The 22,610-nt window shown below is 47.2% G+C and carries 23 protein-coding genes and 2 tRNA genes; 9 read left to right on the forward strand and 16 right to left on the reverse strand.

Going from position 1 to position 22,610, the window contains the following annotated elements:
- Window position 1 precedes the first annotated feature (1 nt).
- Entirely contained in the window at window positions 2-853 is an 852-nt protein-coding gene (locus GACE_RS07120; protein ID WP_048092314.1) for an LEA type 2 family protein, read from the reverse strand.
- Between the two features lie 96 nt (window positions 854-949).
- On the opposite strand from GACE_RS07120, the gene GACE_RS07125 reads away from it, so the two are divergent.
- From GACE_RS07125 to GACE_RS07145, 5 genes are all read left to right on the forward strand, one after another.
- Window positions 950-2,290, forward strand: coding sequence for an NCS2 family permease (locus tag GACE_RS07125; protein WP_318249156.1), 1,341 nt, complete (start codon window positions 950-952; stop codon window positions 2,288-2,290).
- A gap of 68 nt (window positions 2,291-2,358) precedes the next feature.
- A complete protein-coding gene (gene ribH, locus GACE_RS07130; protein ID WP_048092316.1) occupies window positions 2,359-2,784 on the forward strand; it encodes a 6,7-dimethyl-8-ribityllumazine synthase in 426 nt (141 codons plus the stop codon).
- Window positions 2,771-3,904 carry a pyridoxal phosphate-dependent aminotransferase gene (locus tag GACE_RS07135; protein ID WP_048092317.1) on the forward strand — a complete coding sequence of 378 codons (1,134 nt, stop codon included), beginning with the start codon at window positions 2,771-2,773 and terminating at the stop codon, window positions 3,902-3,904. The genes ribH and GACE_RS07135 overlap by 14 nt, the downstream gene beginning before the upstream one ends.
- Window positions 3,905-3,962: 58 nt before the next feature.
- Window positions 3,963-4,604, forward strand: coding sequence for an RAD55 family ATPase (locus GACE_RS07140; RefSeq protein ID WP_048092320.1), 642 nt, complete (start codon window positions 3,963-3,965; stop codon window positions 4,602-4,604).
- Window positions 4,604-5,236 carry a cytochrome c biogenesis CcdA family protein gene (locus GACE_RS07145; RefSeq protein ID WP_048092321.1) on the forward strand — a complete coding sequence of 211 codons (633 nt, stop codon included), beginning with the start codon at window positions 4,604-4,606 and terminating at the stop codon, window positions 5,234-5,236. The genes GACE_RS07140 and GACE_RS07145 overlap by 1 nt, the downstream gene beginning before the upstream one ends.
- On the opposite strand, the gene GACE_RS07150 is transcribed toward GACE_RS07145, so the two are convergent.
- From GACE_RS07150 to GACE_RS07215, 14 genes are all read right to left on the reverse strand, one after another.
- Window positions 5,216-6,127 (reverse strand): ribonuclease Z, encoded by a 912-nt coding sequence (locus GACE_RS07150; protein ID WP_048092323.1) that lies wholly within the window; start codon window positions 6,125-6,127, stop codon window positions 5,216-5,218. The genes GACE_RS07145 and GACE_RS07150 overlap by 21 nt on opposite strands.
- A gap of 5 nt (window positions 6,128-6,132) precedes the next feature.
- Entirely contained in the window at window positions 6,133-6,453 is a 321-nt protein-coding gene (gene rpsJ / locus GACE_RS07155) for a 30S ribosomal protein S10 (RefSeq protein ID WP_048092325.1), read from the reverse strand.
- A gap of 31 nt (window positions 6,454-6,484) precedes the next feature.
- Window positions 6,485-7,756 carry a translation elongation factor EF-1 subunit alpha gene (gene tuf / locus GACE_RS07160; protein ID WP_048092327.1) on the reverse strand — a complete coding sequence of 424 codons (1,272 nt, stop codon included), beginning with the start codon at window positions 7,754-7,756 and terminating at the stop codon, window positions 6,485-6,487.
- Window positions 7,757-7,806: 50 nt separating this feature from the next.
- Window positions 7,807-9,993, reverse strand: coding sequence for an elongation factor EF-2 (locus GACE_RS07165; protein WP_048092329.1), 2,187 nt, complete (start codon window positions 9,991-9,993; stop codon window positions 7,807-7,809).
- A 5-nt stretch (window positions 9,994-9,998) separates the two neighbouring features.
- Complete coding sequence (gene rpsG, locus GACE_RS07170; protein ID WP_048092331.1) at window positions 9,999-10,583, reverse strand: 30S ribosomal protein S7; 585 nt, start codon at window positions 10,581-10,583, stop codon at window positions 9,999-10,001.
- Window positions 10,584-10,587: 4 nt separating this feature from the next.
- A complete protein-coding gene (locus GACE_RS07175) occupies window positions 10,588-11,016 on the reverse strand; it encodes a 30S ribosomal protein S12 (RefSeq protein WP_048092332.1) in 429 nt (142 codons plus the stop codon).
- 11 nt (window positions 11,017-11,027) lie between these two features.
- Window positions 11,028-11,447, reverse strand: a complete 420-nt coding sequence (locus tag GACE_RS07180) for a NusA-like transcription termination signal-binding factor (RefSeq protein ID WP_048092334.1) — start codon at window positions 11,445-11,447, stop codon at window positions 11,028-11,030.
- A gap of 40 nt (window positions 11,448-11,487) precedes the next feature.
- A complete protein-coding gene (locus tag GACE_RS07185) occupies window positions 11,488-11,775 on the reverse strand; it encodes a 50S ribosomal protein L30e (RefSeq protein WP_048092337.1) in 288 nt (95 codons plus the stop codon).
- Window positions 11,772-12,923, reverse strand: coding sequence for a DNA-directed RNA polymerase subunit A'' (gene rpoA2, locus GACE_RS07190; protein WP_048092339.1), 1,152 nt, complete (start codon window positions 12,921-12,923; stop codon window positions 11,772-11,774). The genes GACE_RS07185 and rpoA2 overlap by 4 nt, the downstream gene beginning before the upstream one ends.
- Window positions 12,923-15,526: a DNA-directed RNA polymerase subunit A' gene (locus tag GACE_RS07195; RefSeq protein ID WP_048092341.1), complete on the reverse strand. Its 2,604-nt coding sequence runs from the start codon at window positions 15,524-15,526 to the stop codon at window positions 12,923-12,925. The genes rpoA2 and GACE_RS07195 overlap by 1 nt, the downstream gene beginning before the upstream one ends.
- Window positions 15,527-15,535: 9 nt before the next feature.
- The gene (gene rpoB / locus GACE_RS07200; protein WP_048092343.1) at window positions 15,536-17,350 is read right to left on the reverse strand and encodes a DNA-directed RNA polymerase subunit B; all 1,815 of its coding nucleotides are present in this window, start codon (window positions 17,348-17,350) and stop codon (window positions 15,536-15,538) included.
- 6 nt (window positions 17,351-17,356) lie between these two features.
- Window positions 17,357-18,823, reverse strand: coding sequence for a DNA-directed RNA polymerase subunit B'' (locus GACE_RS07205; protein WP_048092345.1), 1,467 nt, complete (start codon window positions 18,821-18,823; stop codon window positions 17,357-17,359).
- 60 nt (window positions 18,824-18,883) lie between these two features.
- Window positions 18,884-19,114 (reverse strand): DNA-directed RNA polymerase subunit H, encoded by a 231-nt coding sequence (locus GACE_RS07210; RefSeq protein ID WP_193363913.1) that lies wholly within the window; start codon window positions 19,112-19,114, stop codon window positions 18,884-18,886.
- Between the two features lie 27 nt (window positions 19,115-19,141).
- Window positions 19,142-19,215 (reverse strand) — tRNA-Lys (locus GACE_RS07215).
- 179 nt (window positions 19,216-19,394) lie between these two features.
- On the opposite strand from GACE_RS07215, the gene GACE_RS07220 reads away from it, so the two are divergent.
- Window positions 19,395-20,231 (forward strand): ATP cone domain-containing protein, encoded by an 837-nt coding sequence (locus GACE_RS07220; protein ID WP_052400251.1) that lies wholly within the window; start codon window positions 19,395-19,397, stop codon window positions 20,229-20,231.
- A 2-nt stretch (window positions 20,232-20,233) separates the two neighbouring features.
- On the opposite strand, the gene GACE_RS07225 is transcribed toward GACE_RS07220, so the two are convergent.
- Window positions 20,234-20,308, reverse strand: a tRNA-Glu gene (locus GACE_RS07225).
- A 123-nt stretch (window positions 20,309-20,431) separates the two neighbouring features.
- Here GACE_RS07225 and GACE_RS07230 point away from each other — a divergent pair.
- From GACE_RS07230 to hjc, 3 genes are read left to right on the forward strand one after another with little or no spacing between them, the layout of a single operon-like run.
- Window positions 20,432-20,857: a MerR family transcriptional regulator gene (locus GACE_RS07230; protein ID WP_048092346.1), complete on the forward strand. Its 426-nt coding sequence runs from the start codon at window positions 20,432-20,434 to the stop codon at window positions 20,855-20,857.
- 39 nt (window positions 20,858-20,896) lie between these two features.
- Entirely contained in the window at window positions 20,897-22,168 is a 1,272-nt protein-coding gene (locus tag GACE_RS07235) for a tRNA(Ile)(2)-agmatinylcytidine synthase (RefSeq protein ID WP_048092347.1), read from the forward strand.
- A gap of 30 nt (window positions 22,169-22,198) precedes the next feature.
- Window positions 22,199-22,603, forward strand: coding sequence for a Holliday junction resolvase Hjc (hjc, locus tag GACE_RS07240; protein ID WP_318249160.1), 405 nt, complete (start codon window positions 22,199-22,201; stop codon window positions 22,601-22,603).
- The last annotated feature ends 7 nt before the right edge of the window (window positions 22,604-22,610 follow it).

Genomic DNA, 22,610 nt, shown 5'->3' on the forward strand with positions numbered 1-22,610 from the left:
GCTAATCTGCCAGATGAGTTCTGAATTCGCTCGTTTCCCCGAAATCAAGACTGTAACTAACTCCAGCCGTCTTTATGTAAAGCTTGGCAGAGATTTTTGCCAGAGTTTGCTCTCCGTTTTTCACATGGGTTACCCACCACTCCGGAATCTTGGAATTATCTATCACGATTGGCACCTGCAGCTCAGCAGATTCTCCCGGTTTGAGTGTTCTGGAAATCTCGGCCGTTCCCTGTCCAACAACCACATCGTTCAATGTAATTTTATATTCCAGCTTTTCAATGTCGACCTTGGCAGGAGCATTGTTTATTGCTGTCGCTTTCACAAGTATTTCTGTGTAATCGCTGGTAACCCTGCCCCTTTCCGCTTTTATATTCTTGAGAGCAAATATATCCCTTCCGGCTACGGTAATTGATCTGTCTCCAAAATTCATTCCGAAAATATTAGTTTCGAGATTCTGTTCCATCTCTACAGGATAGCGGTATTCAGTGACAAAAAGATTGATTACAGGAGTGGCCTTTATGAGTATCGTGCTTTTTTCATCGCTTGCAAGATGACTGATCCAGAAGTCCCTTATCCTGTCGTTATCGATTTTTATGCTGAGAGTTATTCTGTCCGCTGATATCTCCTCAGCATTTCCGGACGCAATCTGAATCCCGTTTACGAAAATGCTCGATTCCACATCCTTTAACGGAAGAAACGGGAGCGGATTGTCTATGTTGATCCCCACGATTAACTCGGAGTAGTCATCATTCACAGTACCCCATTTTCTATCGATGCTGGTTACTTTTGGTTCGATGCATCCGGAAAGAAACACCGCGGTGAGCAGAAGGATGGCAGCCAGAATCTTCCTCATGAAATAAAGTTACGTTGACCAGCAATAAATATCTTCTGCCGGATGCGTCGATGCTGGAAAACCCGACAGAATTCCAGTAACAGTAAAGTTTTAATTATGCTCGTTGAAGCCAGAATCATGGGGTTAGAGGACTATTTTGAATTCAGGAAATATGGAACAGACATGCGAACAGAGGTTATTGCAGGGCTTACAACGTTCATGACAATGAGCTACATAATTTTCGTGAATCCACTGATTTTGAGCGATGCGATTGGAAAAGATGCGATACCGAGCCTTGTAACAGCAACGGCACTTTCAGCAGGGATTGCCACGATAATCATGGGGCTTTATGCAAGAAAACCATTTGCACTCGCTCCAGGAATGGGGTTGAATGCCTACTTCACGTACGGTGTTGTGCTGGGAATGGGATACTCATGGGAGGTCGCTCTTGCTGCAGTTTTCGTTGAGGGTCTTCTTTTCATAGTGCTGTCCATTTCCGGAATCAGAACTGCAGTTATCAATGCCATCCCGCCGTCACAGAAATACGCAATTGGTGCAGGTATAGGTCTCTTCCTGACGCTGATAGGTATGAAGGCTGCTGGCATTGTTGTTGACAGTCCCGCCACACTAATAACTCTCGGTGCCGAAAACTTTGGAAAACCGGAGTTCTGGGTTGCAATGATTGGACTTGTTGTTGCATTTCTCCTGATGGTCAGAAATATTCCCGGTGCGCTTCTGTTTTCCATCGTTGCTGCAACGATATTTGCAATAGTTCTCGGTGTTTCTCCTGCACCGGAAAGCATAATTGCTCCCCCCACACTCGACAAAACGCTTTTCAAGCTCGATCTTTCAGGACTGCTGAGTGTGGGAGCAATAGGCGTTGTGTTCGCATTCTTCATGGTCGACTTCTTCGACACACTTGGAACGGTTGCCGGACTTAGCGCCAAAGCAGGATTCATGAGAGAGGATGGAAGCATACCGGACAGTGAGAAAATCCTGCTGACAGATGCCATAGGCACATCGGTTGGTGCACTGCTGGGAACCTCAACCGTGACAACATACATAGAGAGCGCAGCAGGTATCGAGGAGGGTGGAAGGACGGGAATGACAGCCCTTGTGGTCGGACTGATGTTCCTCGTGATTGGTCTCTTCGTTTCGCCGATAGCACAGGTTATCCCCGCACAGGCAACCGCCCCCGCTCTCATGATAGTCGGATTTTACATGCTGACGGTCGTCAGAGACATAGACTTTGATGACCTTACAGAGGCTCTGCCGGCGTTCTTCGTACTTGTTACAATTCCCTACACATACTCAATCGCTGACGGCATTGGTGCAGGGTTCATAAGCTACGTCATCCTGAAGGTCGTCGCTGGAAGATACAGAGAAGTGCATCCGCTGATGTACGTGCTGGCACTGGTGTTCGCTGCCTACTTCCTGTATCTCGGCGGAGTGATTTAAACAACCCCTCTTTTCTTTTTTGTATTGACACGTAGTTATTATTATATACTCAATGCCCAATTTGGGGCATGGAAAAAATTAGGCTCGGACTTGTTGTTGCAGAATTCAACAGAGACATAACATACATGATGGAGATTCTTGCGAAGGAGCATGCCGAATTTCTGGGAGCAGAGATTTCCGAAATTCTAAGAGTTCCGGGTGTATTCGACATACCAATTGCGGTTAAAAAAATTCTTGAAAAAGGCAATGTAGATGCCGTGGCTACCCTCGGCAGCGTTATTGAGGGTGATACGGAACACGATGAGGTTGTTGCCCAGCACGCTGCGAGAAAGATTATGGATCTAAGCCTGGAGTACGGCATTCCTGTAACTCTCGGTATAAGCGGTCCGGGAATGGGAAGAATTGCCGCACAGGAGAGAATAGACTACGCCAAGAGAGCAGTGGAGGCAGCAGTAAAACTCGTAAGGAGGCTAAGGGAATATGAGCAGGGCTGATTTAATAAAGCCCTCTGCCACGATGGCCATTTCCGACAAAGCAAAGGAGCTCAGGAAACAGGGAAAGCCGGTAATAGACATGGGTGTTGGAGAACCGGATTTCACAACTCCCGGCCACATAATCGAAGCTGCGTGCAGAGCTCTGAAAGAAGGAAAAACCAAGTATGCTCCCGTCCAGGGAATACCTGAGCTTCGAGAAGCCATAGCAGAGAAAATGAGGAAGGAGAACGGCATAGATGTCCGGGAAAACAGCGTTATTGTTACGGCCGGAGCAAAGTACGCCATATATCTTGCAATGCAGGCTCTGGTAGAACAGGGCGATGAAGTGATTCTGCTCGAACCCGCGTGGGTGAGCTATGAAGCAAGCGTTTTGCTTGCCGGTGGAAAACCCGTTTTCATCAAACACGATCACGACTTCAGAGATGCCAGCATTGAAGACCGGATTACGGAAAAAACAAAAATGATAGTCGTAAATTCACCGAACAACCCCACAGGAGTGGTTTACTCAAAGGAATTTCTGAAAAAAATTGCAGACCTTGCAAATGACCATGACCTGTTTGTCATCTCGGATGAGGTGTACGAAAAAATAATTTTCGAGGGAAGGCATTACAGCATCGCCTCGTTCGATGGGATGCATGATAGAACCGTCACGATCAACGCCCTGTCGAAAACATACTCCATGACCGGGTGGAGGATCGGCTATGCTGTTGCAAGCGAGGACATAATCGCAAAAATGAGAAAAATACAGTCACACTCAACGAGTTCTCCCACGACATTCGCACAGTACGCAGCGGTTGCCGCACTGAAAGGGGATCAAAAGTGTGTGGAGGATATGGTGGCAGAATTTGGAAAACGAAGGGATGTGCTGCTAAAAGGTTTGAAAAAACTCGGTTACAGGTTTGCTCCTCCCGATGGGGCATTCTACGTATTCATGGACACGGGAATAAACGGTGAGGAGTTCTCGAAGAGATTTCTTGAGGAGTACTATGTCGCTGTAACGCCCGGCACCGGGTTCGGGAAGAGCTATCCCACATGGGTGAGGGTGAGCTATGCAACATCAAGGGAGAACATAAGGGACATGCTCGTCCGCCTTGAAGAATTTCGAAACGCATATAACTGAAAATTAACTTACGAAGTAACAAAAAATTTTTTAAATCATCTAAAGAAGGAGGATTTGGATGGGTTCAATACTGCTGATAGGAGAGCCTGGCACAGGGAAAACGAGGCTGATCCTCAAGTACATGAAGTATTTTGACAGAGTTCTCTGGATTTCCACAACGGAAAGTGCGCCAACCGTAAGGAGGAAATTCAACAATCACAACTCAAACATCTGGATAGTCGATACGCACACCTGGGATCAGCAGGTGAAGACAACACCCCAGGACATAATCGTCAACAACCCTCTGAACCTTAATGAGGTAAGCATCGCCATTGGTAAGGCTCTCGATAACCTCAAAAAGGACTATTTCGTTGTGTTTGATTCAATATCCGGCTTGCTGCTCTACCATACACCCCAGAAGATTATACACTTCCTCAGAAACATAGTGGTGAGGATGGAGTCAGATGGCAGCTCAGGAATATTCACCCTGGTTAAAAATGCCCATGACGTTCAGACCCAGACATCGATAACGCTCGTATTCCAGAACATAGTCGAACTTGAAAGACAGATAAACAGCGATTCTGTCAGAAGACTGATCAAAATAGTGAGAGCATCCCAGTATGTTGAATCCGAGGTCGGTGAGATGAAAATAACCAAGGATGATGTTGCCATCCCGGACGTTCTTGACCAGTTCATAAAGGCTCAGCTGGGATTGAAGTAATGATGGTCACAATACTGCTGTCATACATCGCGGGAATAGTAAGCATATTCTCACCCTGTGTTCTGCCAATGATTCCTGTAATATTTGCCGGCGCTCTGGGCAACTGGAAGAGGAGCGTTGTTATTGTAATCGGAATGATTCTGTTCTTCATGCTCGCTGGCACAGTGGCTTCGATCCTTGGTAAGGTCAGTTTGGTCAGGTACCTCGCGTACGCGGGACTTTTTGTATTCGGGGTCATTTTGGTGTCTGACGAGCTTTACATGAAGTATTCAGCATTCACATCGAGATTTACCGGAAGGCTCAGAGTCCCTGCAGATTCATTTCTGTTCGGAGCGTTTCTCGGTCTGATATGGTCGCCCTGCATCGGTCCGATAGTCGGAGCATTGCTCGGATTCAATGCAATCTCATCAGGAACGTTTGAGGGCACAATCTCAATGCTATTCTTTGGACTGGGCATAGCAACAGGAATAGCAATCATTCTGAAACTCGGAGAGAGGAGCAAGGTGTTCCTCAAATACGGAGAAAGGATCAGAAAAATCTCAGGTTACATCATCCTCATCTTTCTCGCATTACTGATAAGTGGGGTGTATCTTCAGATAGAGCTTGCTCTCTCAAGACTGATTCCTCTTTAACTCAATCTCCATGAAGTCCCTTGCTATTTCCACGTTCGGAAAGACCCTACGTGCTTCCAGGAGAAGTGGTTCCGTATTTTTGGTGTGTCTCGCACTTATGTGCGTGAGGATCAGCTTCCTGACACCTGCCTCTTTCGCCACCTCAGCAGCCTTGAGGGCAGTAGAGTGCTTTGTGTATTCCGCCCAGTCTGTAAGTTCTGAAGTGAAAGATGAATCATGTATTAGCAGATCAGCATCTCTGGAGATCTCCACAAGCTTTTCGGTTGGTTTCGTGTCACCGGTGTAAACGATTTTCCTTCCCCTGACGATTCCATCCGTAACCATTTCCGGAGAGATCATTTTCCCCTGGAAAAAGACAGTCTCACCGCTCGCCAGCTTTTTGTAAAGGGGTCCGGGAGGAATTCCCAGTTCCCTGGCCTTTTCTGGAGAGAACCTGAGGAAGCTATCCTCAATTACAGCATACCCCACGCTGCTGACAATGTGGTCGGTTTTAAATGCTACAACCCTGAAATCGCCAAATCTCACCACATCTCCGTCTTTAAGACCGGTTACAACTATCCTAAAATCCAGATTGTCATATCCAAATTCCCTGAAGAGCTTTCTAAGAAAATCGGGCTCCGGACAGTAGATGTACAGGGGTTTTTCTCTCCCGTTAAGACTCATTGACTCAATCAGGCCAAAAAGACCGATGAAGTGATCCGTGTGCATGTGGGTTATGAAGACGGAACTGATCGAAAAACCGGTTTTAGCAATCATCATCTGCCTCTGGGTGCCTTCACCACAGTCAAAGAGGAACCTCTCTCCCCCAAACTGGACAAAAATGGATGAAGTATTCCTTTCGGGAGTGGGGACCGTGCCTGAGGTCCCGAGAAAAGTGATTTTAAAATCCATAAAAATTAGCTTTCAAGTACTATCTCAATGTTCACGTCTTTTGGAACCTGGATCCTCATTATCTGTCTCAGCGCCCTCTCGTCCGCTGCGATGTCAATCAACCTCTTGTGAACCCGCATCTCCCAGTGATCCCATGTTTCACTGCCTTCACCATCAGGGCTCTTTCTTACAGGAACCACAAGCCTCTTTGTTGGCAGAGGTATTGGTCCACTGATTTCCACGCCTGTCTTTACTGCAATTTCTTTTATCTGAGAGCAGATTCTGTCCAGATCTTTGGGGTTGAGACCAGAAAGCCTAATCCTTGCCTTGTAACCCTTTATTGCCATAACACTTCACCCAAAAAAAGAAAAAATGGGTTTAGCCTCTTGGCGTAACGTCGAGAACCATTCCTGCAGCAACGGTCATACCCATATCTCTGACGGCAAATCTGCCGAGTGGTGGTATGTCCTTGACCTTCTCGATGACCATTGGTCTTGTGGGCTGAAGCTTGACGATTGCTGCATCTCCGGTCTTGAGGAACTGTGGGTTCTCCTCCTTGGCCTGACCGGTTCTCGGATCGAGCTTCTTCTGCAGTTCAACGAACTGGCAGGCTACCTGTGCTGTGTGAGCGTGAACGACAGGTGTGTAACCAACGGTAATCGCCGTTGGGTGCTGCAGAACAACGATCTGTGCCGTGAAGTCCCTGACAACCGTAGGTGGATTGTCCGGGTGACCTGCAACATCTCCTCTCCTGACATCGTTCTTGCTGACACCTCTCACGTTGAAACCGATGTTGTCACCGGGCTCTGCCTGCGGGATTGACTCGTGGTGCATCTCAATGCTCTTAACTTCTCCAGTTACACCAGCAGGATTGAAGATAACCTTGTCTCCAACCTTCAGAATACCGCTCTCAACTCTGCCAACCGGAACAGTTCCAACACCGCTGATTGAGTAAACGTCCTGAATCGGAATTCTGAGTGGCTTGTCTACGAGCTTCTCTGGTGGCTTGAGTGCGTCAAGTGCCTCAAACACGGTTGGACCATTGTACCAGGTCGTTCTCTCACTCTTCTTAAGGATGTTGTCTCCATTGTAAGCAGATGTCGGAATGAACGGAATCTCGTCGACCTTAAATCCAACCATCTTGAGGATCTTCGATACTGCCTCCTTACACTTATCATACTCTTCCTGCTTGTAGTCCACTCTGTCCATCTTGTTGATGAGCACGATTATCTGGTTGATACCGAGTGTTCTTGAAAGGAACACGTGCTCCTTGGTCTGTGCCTGTACGCAGTCAACAACATCGACAACGAGAACAGCTGCATCAGCCTGTGATGCACCAGTGATCATGTTCTTGATGAAGTCCCTGTGACCTGGTGCGTCGATAATTGTGATCTCGTACTTGTTTGTCTTGAACTTCCTGTGAGCGACATCGATTGTAATACCTCTTTCTCTCTCTTCCTTGAGCTTGTCCATAACCCATGCAAACTCGAATGTTGCCTTACCCTTCTCCTGTGCCTCCTTCCTGTACTTCTCTATAATGTGCTCTGGGATCTCTCCAGCCTCGTAAAGAAGCCTTCCAACCATTGTTGACTTTCCGTGGTCCACATGCCCTATAATTACGACGTTGATGTGTTCCAACTCCTTTGCCATATATTCCACCTCCTTCTCAGAACAAAAAAATTAGAGGGTTTATAAAACTTTCACCCGATGAAGTCCTCGGGCTTTGGAATCTCAAGCTTTAATCCCTTCCTCTGTCTCACTTCCATCACAAACTGTTCAAACAGATTCTGAGGTACCTGCTCGAATCCTGCGAATTCAACACTCCAGATTGCCTTTCCGGACGTTGCGCCTCTTATTGCACCTGCGAATCCGAACATCTCCTTAACCGGAACCTTGGCTATGACGGTAACAGCATCTCCCTCAGAGTTGATTTCCAGTATAACACCCCTCCTTCCCTGAATCTCTCTTGTCACTGCACCCATCATTTCCTGCGGGACGGTAACGTACACCTTCTGATATGGCTCAAGCAGAGCTGGTTTTGCCTGAAGCATCGCAGCAAATATCGCTGACCTCACAGCAGGAATTACCTGTGCAGGTCCTCTGTGCACCGCATCCTCGTGCAGCTTACAGTCAACGAGCTTGACCTTCAGCCCGTAAACAGGCTCCCTTGCAACCGGTCCAGCGTTAATTGCCTCCCTGAAACCTTCAAGAATCAATTCCATCGTCTCGTTCAGGTACTGAATACCTTTAGTAACATCCACAAAGATGTTTCCGCTGTAATACTCCTGAACACCAGCAGCTTCGTCTCCAGGAAGACCGGCCTCCTCAAGAAGCTTCCTCCTCTCCTTCTTGTCCATCTTCAGGTCCACTTCACCTTCCTTGAACTTCTCTATTACACCCTCTGGACACGGTTCAACAACTATGTAGAACCTGTTGTGCCTGTTCGGCGACTTGCCCTCCACCACAGGAGATGTCGTGTTGACCGTCTCCCTGAAAACAACGATTGGTGGAGACGTCTTAACCTCAAGCCCGAAGTCTCTTCTTATTCTCTCAACCTTAACCTCAAGATGAAGCTCACCCATTCCGCTGATGAGGTGCTCTCCAGTCTCCTCATTAAGTGTAACATGCAGGGTGGGGTCTTCTTTCGCAAGCTTTCTCAGCACTTCAATGAGCTTCGGCAGGTCTCTCGGGTTCTTGGCCTCGATGGCCATTGTAACGACTGGTTCGCTGAAGTGCTTTATGCTTTCAAATGGTTCCATGTTTTCAACTGTTGAGCATGTCGATCCTGCGGATGCATCCTTCAGCCCAACCAGAGCTACGATGTTGCCTGCAGGAATCTCCTCCACTTCAACCCTCTTTGGACCCATGAAGAGTCCGACGGTCTGGGCTCTGTTCTTCGTTTTCTTATCAAGAATGTACAGCTCAGTGCCGGGCTTGAGCGTACCGCTGAAAAGCCTTCCAACGGCAATTTCTCCGGCATGAGGGTCGTTGACGATCTTCGTGATCATGAGCGCAACTGGTCCTTTTGGATCGCAGTTGAGCATCGCCTTGCCAACGTTCGATTCAAGATCACCCTTCCAGATCGTTGGAATTCTCCTCTTCTGTGCTTCTGTGGGTGGTGGGAGATGTCTGATGACCATATCCAGCACTACCTTGAACAGCGGTGTTTTCTTTGCAAGCGTTTTCGAATCATCACTCTTGAGATAGTCATAAACCTCCTTGAAACCCACACCCGTTTCCTTCATTGAGGGGACACTTACAGCCCAGTTGTAGAGAGCAGAACCAAAGGCAACACTTCCATCGGAAACATCAAGTTTCCATTCGTCGTATTTGTCGGGCCTGACGGCCTTTATGAATTTGTTCACATCCGCTATGACCTTGATAAACCTCTTCTGCATCTCCTCGGGAGTAACCTCAAGCTCCCTTATCAGCCTGTCAACCTTGTTTACGAACAGAACTGGCTTGACGTTCTCCCTGAGAGCCTGTCTCAGAACTGTCTCGGTCTGTGGCATTATTCCCTCGACAGCATCCACGACAACAATCACACCATCGACGGCTCTCATTGCTCTCGTAACTTCTCCCCCGAAGTCAACATGCCCGGGAGTATCAATCAGGTTGATCAGGTAATCCTCACCGCCGTATTCATGCACCATGGATACGCTCGCAGAGTTGATTGTAATACCCCTCTCCTGCTCCTGTGAGTCAAAGTCGAGGTAAAGCTGTCTTCCAGCAAGTTCTTCGCTAATCATTCCGGCTCCGGCAAGAAGATTATCGGAAAGGGTTGTTTTTCCGTGGTCAATGTGAGCCACAATACCCATGTTTCTTATTCTCTCAGGCTTGTACATCAGGTCTTTTATCTTGTCAACCATTTTTTTCGCTCTTGTCATCTACATCACCTTGCAGACTTGGCAACTCTTTCAATTTCCTCCTTCTTGGCAACTGCATAGCTTCTGCTCTCGTTATTCGCAGCAGCAATCAGTTCATCCGCAAGACAGGCTGCTATGCTCCTCTTGGACTTGAAGGCAGCCCTCCTTGCACCTTCAGCAATATTCCTCAGAGCAATATCAACTCTTCTGGAACTTGAGGTATCGACCGATTTCGGCACGGCGATACCACCATACTTCAGCCTGACAACCTCTTCTCTCGGTCCGGCATTAATAATCGCATCAACAAGGACCTGAATCGGGTTCTTCTTGGTCTTCTTTGCAACAATTTCAAACGCCTCTTTAACAATGCTGTAAGCAAGCATTTTCTTCCCGGTGTTGTGTTCCTTCCTCATCACCTTGTTGATGAGCCTCTCAACGATGAATACATTCTGCTTGGCAAAAGGAGTGTTGGCATGCCTGCCATGCGTATGCGGAACTACCTTCGGATTGAGGTTTATGTAGTTCTTCAATGCCGGATCACTGACCTCAACTTCAGAGGCATCGTACTTTCCAAATACGAGCAAATCTTCATTGGTAAGACCGTATTTCATCAGATCACCTCAGTCTCTTCTCCTTCTTACCCTTCCAGAGTTCCTTGAGGCTAGTATTGTTGACCTTAACGACCTTATACCTCACACCCGGAATGTCACCCATACTTCTTCCCATTCTGCCTCCAATACCCTCAATGATTACCTCATCGTGTTCATCAATATAGTTGATTGCTCCATCTCCCGGTGTGAAAGCAGTAACCTGCTTTCCATTCTTGATGAGCTGAACTCTCACTGCCTTTCTGATAGCTGAGTTGGGCTGTCTCGCCTCTATACCCAGCTTTTCCAGCACTATACCTCTCGCCTGCGGTGCACCCTCAAGAGGGTCTGCCTTTCTTTTCAGGTCAAGAACTCTCCTTACGTACCTTTTATCACTCCACCTGAACTCCTTTCTATTTTCGATGAGCTTTCTTGCGGCAAATAAGCCCCTTCCCATTTCTCCTCACCTCATTTCACTATCACATTTTCAATATCGTGATGTCTTCTCACAAGCTCCTTGACTTTGTTTATATTTTTTCCGCCCTTGCCAATTACAAGCCCCTTATACTGTGCAGGGGCCTGAACGATGGCCGTTCTTTTTCCTTCCTTCTCAACAAGACTCACTTTGACTCTTATGGGCCTGAACAGGTTCTGTATAAATTCCACAGGATCATCACTGTGTTCCAGAACCTCCACCCTTTTTCCAATTATCTCCTTTGCCTTTTCCACGTTTATTCCGCCCTTTCCTATGGCCAGTCCCATGTCACCCTTTCTCACGAGAAAAATAACCTTGTCATCATAAATCAGACAGTCCTTCACGTTCGCACCGGTGAGGCTTTCAAAAAGAGCGATATACCTTATACTTTCAGTTGACAGCTTAACTCCCATTTAAATCCCCTCAAAAATATATAATTTATAGAGTATTGATTCATTCCGCACTTAGTATCTCGGATTCGCCTTCGTCAACAATTGCCAGTGCTGCAACACTGAACGGCTTACCACATATTGCACCAAGCTCCATATTCGTTCCATCGTAAGTCAGGATTTTCACATCGTGCCCCTTAAGACCCTCAAGCACCTCTTCAGGACAGTTTCTGGCCACAATAACCATCTTTGCCTTCCCGTCCTTCACAGCCTTGAGGGTTCTCTTACTCCCAACATAGACCTCTCCTGTTTTCAGTGCTCTTCTCAAAGCCTTACTCAAATCTACCTTCATTTATCCCCCCCCGTGAACAGTTTTACCACAAGTTCAACATCCCCCGTTCCAAGCTTTATGGGCTGTCCAACAATTATATTTTCGGTAATTCCCTTCAACTCGTCCACCTCTCCTCTAACCGCAGCATCCAGCAGATTGTTTACAGTCATTTCAAATGCAGCCCTTGCCAGTATGCTGTGTTTCTCTCCGGCAACACCATGCCTTCCAATCTGCTTCAAATCTCCATCGGCAGTCATAACATCTGCCACCAGCATTATGTGCCTCCTGTCAACCTCAAGACCCTGCTCTTCGAGTGTGGATATTGCCTCATTTATCACTGCATTTCTGGCAGCTTCGATTCCCAGAACCTCATATATCTCGTATATATTATTTGTGACGGTTCTCGCATAGTCAACGCCTTTCTCTTTCATAACTTTTTTGAGGTTTGAACCTTCAGTGTACAGGACGTACTCGTCGCCCTCTTTCCTTATGATGACTCTCTTTATTTCCTTAATTCCAGATACAACAAGCCTCTTCACTTTATCGAACGTGTCCATCAGAAGTTTGAACGACGGCTCTTCAATGCTCAGAACGAAATCCCCATCAACCCCCTCAAGCTCGATTTTGAGACTTTTTTCAATCTTCTTTTTCAGCTTATCTCTGTCAAGCCCCTTTCTTTCGAGAGCCTTAACATCGGGTTTGATCACTATCTGCATCCTCCTCAGATCAGTAACTATCTCCGCCACATCAGTAACGTATGTGGCTTCAATCCTGTTTGCAACCTCCCTTGCCTTTTCCCTGTCCTTCGCATATTCGGGAATCAGCCTTATGGTCATCATGGGTGTTGAGGGATTCTTCCTGACGTCCAGAATCTCAATCAGCCTTGGAAGACCGAGAGTAACGTTGATCTCTGCAACACCAGCATAGTGGAACGTTCTCATCGTCATCTGGGTGCCTGGCTCTCCAATGGACTGGGCTGCAACTATGCCTGCTGCCTCTCCGGGCTCAACAAGGTTTCTCAGGTAAGCCTCATAACACCTCTCAATTACTTTTCTGGCAGTATTTTCATCCGCATTTATCTTTTCCAGTTCCTCAGCAACCAAACTCCTCACACAATCCGGAAGGGGATAATCCTTCATCAATTCATAATACGTCTCCTTCATGCTCATCACTCTCCCATTACTTCCCTGATGATTCTCTTTACATCCACAGCCTTACCCCTGTAGCTTTTCATGGGATCCACACCATCCTGTCCATATCTGAACTGAACAATAAGACCGCTGGTCTGCTCTCTAACAGTTCCATCATAATCCACCTTGAGGTCCTGGAGAGCGTTGATCAGCCTTCTCTGCAGGTAACCCGACTGTGAAGTTCTGACAGCAGTATCGACAAGACCTTCTCTACCACCAACAGCGTGGAAGAAGAACTCAATTGGATTCAGGCCGTCCTTGTAACTGCTCCTCACAAAACCCCTCGCCTCAGGACCTAAATCGCCAGGCTTGAAGTGCGGAAGAGTTCTGTCCGTATAGGTGTAACCTCTCTTAATCCTCTCTCCTCTGACAGACTGCTGCCCGATGCATGCCGCCATCTGGGTAAGGTTGAGCATCGAACCCCTTGCACCGCTCACAGCCATGATGACCGCTGCGTTATCCATACCCAGATACCTTCCTGCTATCTTTCCGGCCATGTCTCTCGCCCTGCCGAGCTCCTGCATGATCTTCATCTCAAGTGTTTCCTCTATGCTCCGCCCGGGCATGGGTTCAAGGTTACCCTGCTTGTACGCCTCAATGAGTTTCCACACCCTTTCCTCTGCTTCCTCAATAACCTGTTCGATCTGCTCTCTTGCCTCTTTCGGAATGTCAACGTCGTCAATACCCACTGTAAAGCCCGTGAACATGATTGCCCTGATGGCGAGTTTGGTCATGTTGTCTATGAACTTCCTTGCCTCCTCGGTTCCGTACTTTCTGATGATTTCATCAATAATTATCCCCTTGAAAGCACCGACCGCCTTCTCATCGATAGTCCCGGTAACGAGTTCTCCGTTCCTTATGTACACATAGGCGTCATTTTCACACTCAACGCCCTTGCAGACCTCGCATCCCTGGCAGATTTCCGCCTTGAACTCGAGGGATAAATCGGGAAGGATCATGCTGAAAATCTGCTTTCCGTCCCACTTGCCATCATGCTTCGGCTCAGGGAGCTTTGTTATTTCCAGGGGGCGTATTATTTCCATAACCTCTGCCTTGCTGAATAATTTCTCACCCCTCGTGAGGAGATACAGGCCTGAGATGTGATCATGGATTCCTCCAATAATCGGTCCACCGAATCTTGGGGACAGAATGTGCTCCTGAACCGCCATCAGAATCTTCGCCTCTGCCTGAGCTTCAAGGCTTTGCGGCACGTGCAGGTTCATCTCGTCTCCATCAAAATCAGCGTTGTATGGCGGACAAACTGCCGGATTGAGTCTGAATGTTTTGTAGGGCAGGACTTTCACGTAATGTGCCATGATGCTCATCCTGTGCAGCGAGGGCTGTCTGTTGAACAGAACGATGTCGCCATCCATAAGCTGTCTCTCGACAATCCATCCAGGCTCAAGTTTTTCTGCAAGCTCATATCTGTTTGATTCGATGATTCTGATTCTCCTGCCGTCTTCCCTGATAACATAGTTCGCCTTGGGGTGCTCGTCCCTGAGAATGAACTCTCTCGCCTCTTCAATGTTCTTCTCAGTCACATATATCGGAACAGACAGCTCTTCAGCAACCTCCAGCGGAACGCCCACCTCGTTTATGCTGAGGTTTGGATCAGGGCTGATGACGGTTCTTGCTGAAAAGTTAACTCTTTTACCCGACAGACTACCTCTGAATCTTCCCTCCTTGCCTTTAAGCCTCTGTGCGAGAGTTTTGAGAGGTCTGCCACTCCTGTGTCTCGCAGGAGGTATGCCCGATACCTCGTTGTCAAGGTAGGTCGTGACGTGATACTGCAAGAGTTCCCAGAGGTCTTCAAGTATGAGCTGTGGAGCACCAGCTTCCTTATTCTCCATAAATCTCTGGTTTATCCTGATAATATCCACAAGCTTGTGAGTAAGGTCGTCCTCGCTCCTCTGACCGGTCTCAAGGATGATCGAAGGTCTTACCGTTACCGGTGGAACGGGCAGAACCGTGAGAACCATCCACTCTGGCCTGACTGCCTTGGGATCCATTCCAAAAGCCGGCAGATCCTCATCGGGGATCTTTTCAAGCCTCTCCCTCACATCCCTGGGAGTGAGTCTGTGCTCGTTCTCATAGAAAAACGTGGGTTTTTCGAATTTGATCTCCATCTGATCAGAACCGCAGTGAGGACACTTTTTAACAGATTTCGTAACTCTGAAGACTTCCTTTACCATTCCCTCGTAATCCTGACCGAGCTTTCGCCTCTCTTCAATTTCAGCCACAAATTTATCTCGTCTATCATCCTTGAGCAGAATTCTTCCGCACTCCCTGCATGTCGCATTGAGCAACCTTGCTATGAGCTTGGCATAGCCTACATGAATCACCGGGGCTGCAAGCTCAATGTGGCCAAAATGGCCCGGACACTCGCCGGCCTTGCCACCACAGGTTTTGCATTTCAGTCCGGGATCTATAACTCCAAGCCTCGGGTCCATCAATCCGAATTCGATGGGAAAACCATCGTCATCGTAAGTTTCAGGTGAGATTACTTTGACAACACTCATTTTTCTTATTTCTTTTGGACTTAAAACTTCAAACCTGATCGAGCTAATTCTTTTCGGTATCATTCAACCACCTCACGCCCTATCTCCAAGCAGGAGCCTTGGAGCGATTATCATGGACTTCATCTCATCGAGCAAAAGCTTGAAGGCATAGCTCATCTCCACCCTGTGGATGTCGCTGTCGTCATCACATACCGTACAGTACGGAGTCCTCCTTCTGAAATCATAGGTTGCCACATGTCCACACTTGTTGCACACCCAGACCTCAACTTTGTCAGATTCGTCGAGCAACCTGTCCTTGAGCAGCAAAGCAGCACCATGTCCAATGAGAACATCCCTTTCCATTTCACCAAACCTGAGACCACCCTTCCTCGCTCTACCTTCTGTTGGCTGCCTTGTGAGAATCTGAACGGGTCCTCTGCTCCTTGCGTGAAGCTTGCTCGACACCATGTGATACAGCTTCTGATAATAGATCACACCAACAAAGATGTCGGCAACAATCTTCTTGCCCGTGATGCCATCATACATTACCTCTTTACCCGTATGGCTGAAACCATACTTTATCAGGGTCTGTCTCAGGTCTTCCTCCTTCTCACCGTGGAAGACCGTTCCATCAACCCTCCTTGCCTCGAGACTGCCGACCTTCCCACCAATCATCTCAAGAACATGTCCCACGGTCATTCTCGAAGGAATTGCATGGGGATTGACAATCATATCCGGCACTATGCCTGATTCGCTGAAGGGCATGTCCTCCTCTGGCACAATCAGTCCAATAACTCCCTTCTGTCCGTGTCTCGAGGCAAACTTATCTCCAAGTTCGGGGATTCTCTGATCCCTGACCCTGACCTTTGTGAGCTTCTGTCCGTTTTCAGAGATTGTAAGAAAAACGGCATCAACAATACCCTTTTCGTTGCTTCTCATGGTTACGGATGTCTCCCTCCTCTTCTGGGGAGAGATACCGAGCTCAGTGGGTTCCTCAAGGAACCTCGGTGGAGATGTTTTTCCGATCAGCACGTCATCCGGACCGACCTCGGTTTCCGGGAACACGAGTCCGTCCTCATCCAGATGCATGTATGCTTCGGCACCCCTGTAACCGTTTACATCAGAAGGCGGAATCTCGAACTTATCCTCCTGACCACCGGGATACCTCATCTCCTCCGCTTCATACGTTCTGAAGAAGTGGGACCTGCCAAGCCCTCTTTCAATGCTGGCCTTGTTGAAAATAAGGGCATCCTCAATGTTATAACCCTCATAGCTTATAACCGCAACAACAAAGTTCTGCCCTGCAGGCCTTTCATCGAATCTTATTTCCATCTGAGTATCGGTGGCAACTATTGGCTTCTGCGGATAGTGGAGAAGGTGCCCTCTCGTATCCGCCCTGAACTTGAGATTGGAATATGGCAAACCCAGGCTCTGCTTTATCATCGCAGCGCCCATTGTGTTTCTTGGAGAAGCGTTGTGTTCGGGATACGGAAGGCTGCCCGTACAGATACCGACAATGAGCGCGGGATCAACCTCAAGGTGAGTATGCTCCTCTGTGAGCACATCTTCGCTTATGGCAATGTACGCATTTTCCTCTTCCTCTGCATCCAGATACTCAATTTTGCCCTGCCTTACGAGATCGTCAAAAGAGATCTCTCCGTTCTTCAGCTTTTCAATATCTTCGTCGGTCACCAAGGGCCTACCATTCCTGACCACGATCAGGGGCCTTCTCGCCCTTCCAGCGTCAGTGTTTATCCTAACCTCGTTGGAGTCAGAGTAGTAAACCACATTAATCTGATTGCTTATTTTGCCCTTCCTCCTCAGATCTCGTATCTGTTCAGCAAGTTTCCCGCCATCATCCACAAATCCGACAAGGGCACCGTTAACATAAACTCTGCATTTTTTCATGAAACATCACCCTTTAATTTTCTCCACACCAAGGCTGTAAAGGGTGGAAATGACCTCTTCCTCATCGACGCCGACGCTTACCTCAGCATACTCGGCAAAGTTCTTGACAAGACCACAGTTTGGCCCTTCTGGTGTCTCACTCGGACATATCCTCCCAAACTGAGTGGGGTGCAGATCTCTTGCCTCAAAATGCGGCTGTGATCTCGAAAGAGGAGATATTACTCTCCTGAGCTGTGAGAGAATGGAGATGTAATTGTGTCTGTCTATAAGCTGAGAAACACCCGTTCTGCCTCCTACCCAGTTACCAGTCGCCATTGGATGCATGATTCTGTCCGTGAGAACGTCACTCCTAACTGCAGTGGACATCTTCATCGACCTCCCCCTGACCTTTGCTCTCTCAAGCTGGTACTTGACATCCTTCATGAGCCTGAGAAATGCAACTCTGAAAATTTCCTCCATAAGGTCTCCAGCAAGCTTGAGCCTCTTGTTTGCATAATGGTCCTTGTCATCCTCACTTCTGTAACCAAGATAAAGCTCCAGAACTGCCTCAGCCATCCTCGCAAGGAAGAAGGCTTTCGCCTTTCTGTCTTCCTTTTCGGTCCCAATATGCGGAAGGAAGTACTGATCAATAACCTGTTCTGCTCTCTGCAACCTGTATTCCCTGCTCTGACCCGGTGCAACTCTCTTACCTATGTAATCTATTGCCTCATCCTGGCTCTCAACCTCGGCAACCTCAACATTCTCAAGCATGAACTTCATTATTTCCGGATCGTTGCTCACCATCTCAACGATTTCCTGATCGCTTTCGACGCCCAAGGCCCTCATCATCACCACAAACTGAATTGGCTTGGGGAGCTGCGGAAAACTAACCTCCAGCGTGTTGCTCTTACTCCTTTCAACAACGATTAAGGCTCTGTACCCTCTCCTCTGGCTGAAGCACTTTGCAATCTCAATCTCCTCACCGTACCTCTCTTCTTTCTCGAGAAGGATTTTGTTTGGGGCAAGGTCCTCAAGAGTCATCAGCGCCCTTTCAGTTCCATTTATGATGAAATAACCACCCGGATCAAAGGGGTCTTCACCCACGCTGACGGGGTCAACTTCATTCAGGTTGCATATCTTTGATTTGACCATCACCGGCAATTCTCCAATTCTAACCCATTCCTCCTCGAGCTCTTTACCCTCGTCGATGACCCAGCACTGAAGATACAGCGGAGCAGCATAGGTCATGTTCCTCAACCTTGCGATGGAAGGGTAAAGAACAGTCTCAGTGCCATCAGCTTCCTTTATCATAGGTTTCCCAACCTGTATTTTCCCCAGCTTTACATACGTGTTCTCGATGTCAAGCTCGATGACACCCTGCTCATCTATTACTCGCTGTAAACCCTCATCTATGAATCTGTTGTATGAGTCAATCTGGTGCTTTACCAGCCTTTCATGCGTGAAATAATTTCTTGCAAGAACTCTACTATCCATACCTACCACCCACTAACCATAAAAATTTCTCAATTCTCCCGACATTACAGTATCCCAGAATCATATCACAAGCCTGTAAGCTATACTCTTACCAAAATATTCGTCCTCTCTCGTTATTTTCACAACATCTCCTTTCTTAGCCCCAATCTCCTTCGCTATTGGGTCGTCTGACCTGATTTTCGGTAAATCTTCCTTCCTGATACCGAGTGTCTCGAGAAGTTCCTCCACTTCCCCTTCACTCAAAATCTCATGTTTTGGAACCAGTATGTGATCCTGCAGCCTGATCTTCATAGTCATCCTCCTTGAATAGGGGTTAAGCGGGCTCGACGGGATTTGAACCCGCGACCGACGGGTTAAAAGCCCGTCGCTCTGCCTGGCTGAGCTACGAGCCCTTACCCTGAAGGCTATGGTATGTGTTTAAAAAATTTTTCCGTGAGCCGGCTGGCTACTAATCTCCGCGGGGTCCGGGTTAAATATCTGCGGCCTTCGATCCACATGATTATATTTTACGGTCAAGCGTACTGCACTGAAAACATTAAAAAAGTTTATGGAAAGTATTCAATCCCTGACGGTGATATTTGTGCTGGCGAGACAGAATAAAATAAGCGTGATAAAGAGGGATGGAAGGATTGAAGAATACAATCCCTCGAAAATAAAAAGAACGATAACAAAAGCGGGCATTGATGCAAAAACTGCAACAAAAATTATCGAAGAACTCGAGGAAAGACTTTATGATGGTATAACCACAGACGAAATTTTAAGCATAGTACTTGACCTGCTTGGAAAGCACAAGGGGTTTAGTGGAAAGGTATACGACTTAAAGGGGTCTCTTTACAAACTGGGGCCTGCAGGTTACGAGTTTGAAAAATTCGTTGCAAAACTTCTGGAAGAGCACGGCTACAGAACATCCACGAACCAGATGGTGAAGGGAGAGTGCGTGGAGCATGAAATAGATATCATTGCCGAAAAAGATGGTTCAAGGTATTTAGTGGAGTGCAAGTTCCACAACATTCCGATATATACGGGGCTGAAGGAGGTAATGTACACCTACGCCAGATTTCTCGATCTCGACGGGTTTGACGGTGTATGGCTGTTCACCAACACCAAATTCTCCGATGAAGCGAAAAAATACGGTAAATGCAGAGGGGTAAAGCTCACAGGATGGAGCTATCCAAAGGGAAGGGGTATCGAATTTCTGCTAACCTCAAAAAATCTCTACCCCATAACGCTGCTGGACGTTAACAAGCATGTTCTGGATACACTCATCATGTCAGGGATAATATTCTGCAAGGATGCCATGAATGCCGGCATCGACGGCCTGAAGAAAGCCGGTCTTTCAAACAGAGACGCCAAAAGGGTTTTCCATATGGTACGAGAGGTCCTCGCAGAACTGAATAATAAATATTGAAGTGCTCCGGCCGGGATTTGAACCCGGGTCACGGGATCGAGAGTCCCGTATGATTGGCCGGGCTACACCACCGGAGCTTAATCGCACACTCCCGTGCTCAGTTTATAATACTTTTGCATAAGCCGTTTCCAGAGGTTTTGAGCATATTAATCAGGATAGATTTGAAAAAATTTATAAATTCTTCTCTCCAAAAAATTTGTATGTCAACTAATGACAAAAGGAGAGAGTACTACTCAATATCGGAGCTTGCAGAAGAGCTCGACGTGAGCACGAGGACCATCAGATATTATGAAGAAATTGGCCTTTTAAACCCCCAGAGGACTCCAGGGAATCACAGAATTTTTACAAAAAGAGATAGAGCAAGACTGAAACTTATTCTGAGAGGCAAAAGACTCGGGTTCACACTTGAGGAGATCAAGCAGATTCTCGACATGTATGATGTGAGTGAGCCAGAACAGATCAGGTTTACGCTGAAACTTGCACATGAAAAGCTCAGAGAAATTGAAGACAAACTGGAAGACCTGAAGATAATGAAAGCAGAACTTGAAGATCTGATTGAAAGGCTCAACGAGAGGCTCACAGCCCTTGAAGGACAGACACAGAAAAGGAACTCGGTTAAGGCATGACTGCACACTTTTTAAACCCATATAAATACCACCAGCCTGATGAGGTTCTGGATAGGCATAGACGACACAGACTCCAGAAAAGGAATGTGCACCACATACCTGTCGAGAATACTGATAGAGAAACTTGAAAAGGCAGGCAACAGGATTCTCGGCCTCCCGAGACTTATACGGCTCAACCCAAACATCCCATTTAAAACGAGAGGCAATGGTGCGGTTTCGTTTCTGGTAGAAACAGAAGACATTTCTGAAGTTATAGACATCAGCAACGAAACAGTTCTTGAGCTTGCCGAACTCGATGAGGAGAACACAGACCCGGGGCTTGTGTTCATCGACGCCGAAAACGACAGCATCATGAATGTGCTGTATACCTTTTCCCAGAGAGCTATAAAGGACGTCATTTCGCTTGATGAGGCTCTGTTCATTATCGGAAAATACTTCATCCCCCATCTGAAGTACAAAAGGGGCAGGGGGTTGATTGGTGCATTAGCAGCAGTTGGGGCAGAATGTGAAGACACGACAATAGAACTCCTCGCATACCGGAGAAGAGAGAGGTTCGGCAAAAGAAGAGAATATGATCCTGATTCATTCTTCCTTGCAGATTTGCTGACCTATCCGAAAACATTTGATACAGTTGACTGGGGGAATGAGGAGGTCGTCTGTGTTCCGGGCTCCCCGGACCCCGTACTTTTCGGGATACGGGGAGACGACATAAACGCCGTGCTGAGAGCGTTTGAAACTGTAAAAACCGAAAAAATAGACAGATATCAGATATTCGTCACAAATCAGGGAACTGACATGCACCTAACACACGAAGACGACATCATGAGTCTCCTTGAATCCAGATCATACATCCTCAGCGGAGTGATCGTCGAGGAGCCGTTCGAAATTGAGGGTGGGCACGTTTTCTTCACCATAGAAACAAAATTCGGCGATGTCAGGTGCGCCGCTTTTGAGCCCACAAAGCAGTTCAGGAACATCATCCGAAAGCTGCGAAAAGGTGATCGTGTAATCGTTTACGGAGCATACAAGGATGAGACAATCAATCTTGAAAAATTAAGGATAGAATCTCTCGCAAAACTATACCGGGAGATGAATCCGGTCTGTCCGGAATGCGGCAAAAGGATGGAAAGCGAGGGTAAGAACAAGGGATTCAGATGCAGGAAATGCAGGACAAAAGCCGAAGGAAAAGTACTGGTCGAAGTTGAGAGAGACCTTGAACCGGGAATCTACGAGGTACCTCCATCGGCCAGAAGGCACCTGTCAAAACCACTCATAAGGATGGATGTTGAGGACAGGCACATCTTCAGGTAACATTATAAAAGCAAGATCAACACAGTTCTGATGACCATGAAAAGAAAGGGGACGCACTACGAAAGGGAACTCGTACACCTCCTGTGGGATGAGGGTTTTGCAGCCATACGAAGTGCTGGCAGTGGTTCAATGCAGTATCCCTCCCCAGATATTCTTGCAGGAAACGGGGCGATTTTTCTTGCAATAGAGGTAAAGGTCAGAGAGAAGCTCCCTCTTTACATCTCCGCCGAAAAGCTGAGAGAACTCGTAATGTTTTCAAACCTGTTCGGAGCAAAGCCCATCATAGCCCTGAAGGTCAAAAAAGAAAAATGGAGATTTTTCGAGCTGGAAATGCTTGAAGAGACCAAAAAAGGGTACAAAATCACACAGAAAAAATTCTTTGAAGGAAAGGAGCTTGGTGAAATACTGAACAAATACAGGCAGGAAAGACTTTAAATCTGCC

Origin of the sequence: Geoglobus acetivorans, from assembly GCF_000789255.1 — an archaeon.
Taxonomy (GTDB): Archaea; Halobacteriota; Archaeoglobi; order Archaeoglobales; family Archaeoglobaceae; genus Geoglobus; species Geoglobus acetivorans_B.

What these genes read in the sequence shown, in the direction of transcription:
- GACE_RS07205 (WP_048092345.1), bottom strand. Translation starts at nt 18,823, where the DNA reads ATGGATAGTAGAGTTCTTGCAAGAAATTATTTCACGCATGAAAGGCTG.
- hjc (WP_318249160.1), top strand. Translation starts at nt 22,199, where the DNA reads ATGACCATGAAAAGAAAGGGGACGCACTACGAAAGGGAACTCGTACAC.
- GACE_RS07120 (WP_048092314.1), bottom strand. Translation starts at nt 853, where the DNA reads ATGAGGAAGATTCTGGCTGCCATCCTTCTGCTCACCGCGGTGTTTCTT.
- GACE_RS07185 (WP_048092337.1), bottom strand. Translation starts at nt 11,775, where the DNA reads ATGAAGGTAGATTTGAGTAAGGCTTTGAGAAGAGCACTGAAAACAGGA.
- GACE_RS07125 (WP_318249156.1), top strand. Translation starts at nt 950, where the DNA reads ATGCTCGTTGAAGCCAGAATCATGGGGTTAGAGGACTATTTTGAATTC.
- tuf (WP_048092327.1), bottom strand. Translation starts at nt 7,756, where the DNA reads ATGGCAAAGGAGTTGGAACACATCAACGTCGTAATTATAGGGCATGTG.
- GACE_RS07180 (WP_048092334.1), bottom strand. Translation starts at nt 11,447, where the DNA reads ATGGGAGTTAAGCTGTCAACTGAAAGTATAAGGTATATCGCTCTTTTT.
- GACE_RS07195 (WP_048092341.1), bottom strand. Translation starts at nt 15,526, where the DNA reads ATGATACCGAAAAGAATTAGCTCGATCAGGTTTGAAGTTTTAAGTCCA.
- GACE_RS07150 (WP_048092323.1), bottom strand. Translation starts at nt 6,127, where the DNA reads ATGGATTTTAAAATCACTTTTCTCGGGACCTCAGGCACGGTCCCCACT.
- rpsJ (WP_048092325.1), bottom strand. Translation starts at nt 6,453, where the DNA reads ATGGCAATAAAGGGTTACAAGGCAAGGATTAGGCTTTCTGGTCTCAAC.
- GACE_RS07135 (WP_048092317.1), top strand. Translation starts at nt 2,771, where the DNA reads ATGAGCAGGGCTGATTTAATAAAGCCCTCTGCCACGATGGCCATTTCC.
- rpsG (WP_048092331.1), bottom strand. Translation starts at nt 10,583, where the DNA reads ATGAAATACGGTCTTACCAATGAAGATTTGCTCGTATTTGGAAAGTAC.
- rpoA2 (WP_048092339.1), bottom strand. Translation starts at nt 12,923, where the DNA reads ATGAGCATGAAGGAGACGTATTATGAATTGATGAAGGATTATCCCCTT.
- GACE_RS07140 (WP_048092320.1), top strand. Translation starts at nt 3,963, where the DNA reads ATGGGTTCAATACTGCTGATAGGAGAGCCTGGCACAGGGAAAACGAGG.
- GACE_RS07175 (WP_048092332.1), bottom strand. Translation starts at nt 11,016, where the DNA reads ATGGGAAGGGGCTTATTTGCCGCAAGAAAGCTCATCGAAAATAGAAAG.
- ribH (WP_048092316.1), top strand. Translation starts at nt 2,359, where the DNA reads ATGGAAAAAATTAGGCTCGGACTTGTTGTTGCAGAATTCAACAGAGAC.
- GACE_RS07145 (WP_048092321.1), top strand. Translation starts at nt 4,604, where the DNA reads ATGATGGTCACAATACTGCTGTCATACATCGCGGGAATAGTAAGCATA.
- GACE_RS07165 (WP_048092329.1), bottom strand. Translation starts at nt 9,993, where the DNA reads ATGACAAGAGCGAAAAAAATGGTTGACAAGATAAAAGACCTGATGTAC.
- GACE_RS07230 (WP_048092346.1), top strand. Translation starts at nt 20,432, where the DNA reads ATGTCAACTAATGACAAAAGGAGAGAGTACTACTCAATATCGGAGCTT.
- GACE_RS07235 (WP_048092347.1), top strand. Translation starts at nt 20,897, where the DNA reads ATGAGGTTCTGGATAGGCATAGACGACACAGACTCCAGAAAAGGAATG.
- rpoB (WP_048092343.1), bottom strand. Translation starts at nt 17,350, where the DNA reads ATGAAAAAATGCAGAGTTTATGTTAACGGTGCCCTTGTCGGATTTGTG.
- GACE_RS07210 (WP_193363913.1), bottom strand. Translation starts at nt 19,114, where the DNA reads ATGAAGATCAGGCTGCAGGATCACATACTGGTTCCAAAACATGAGATT.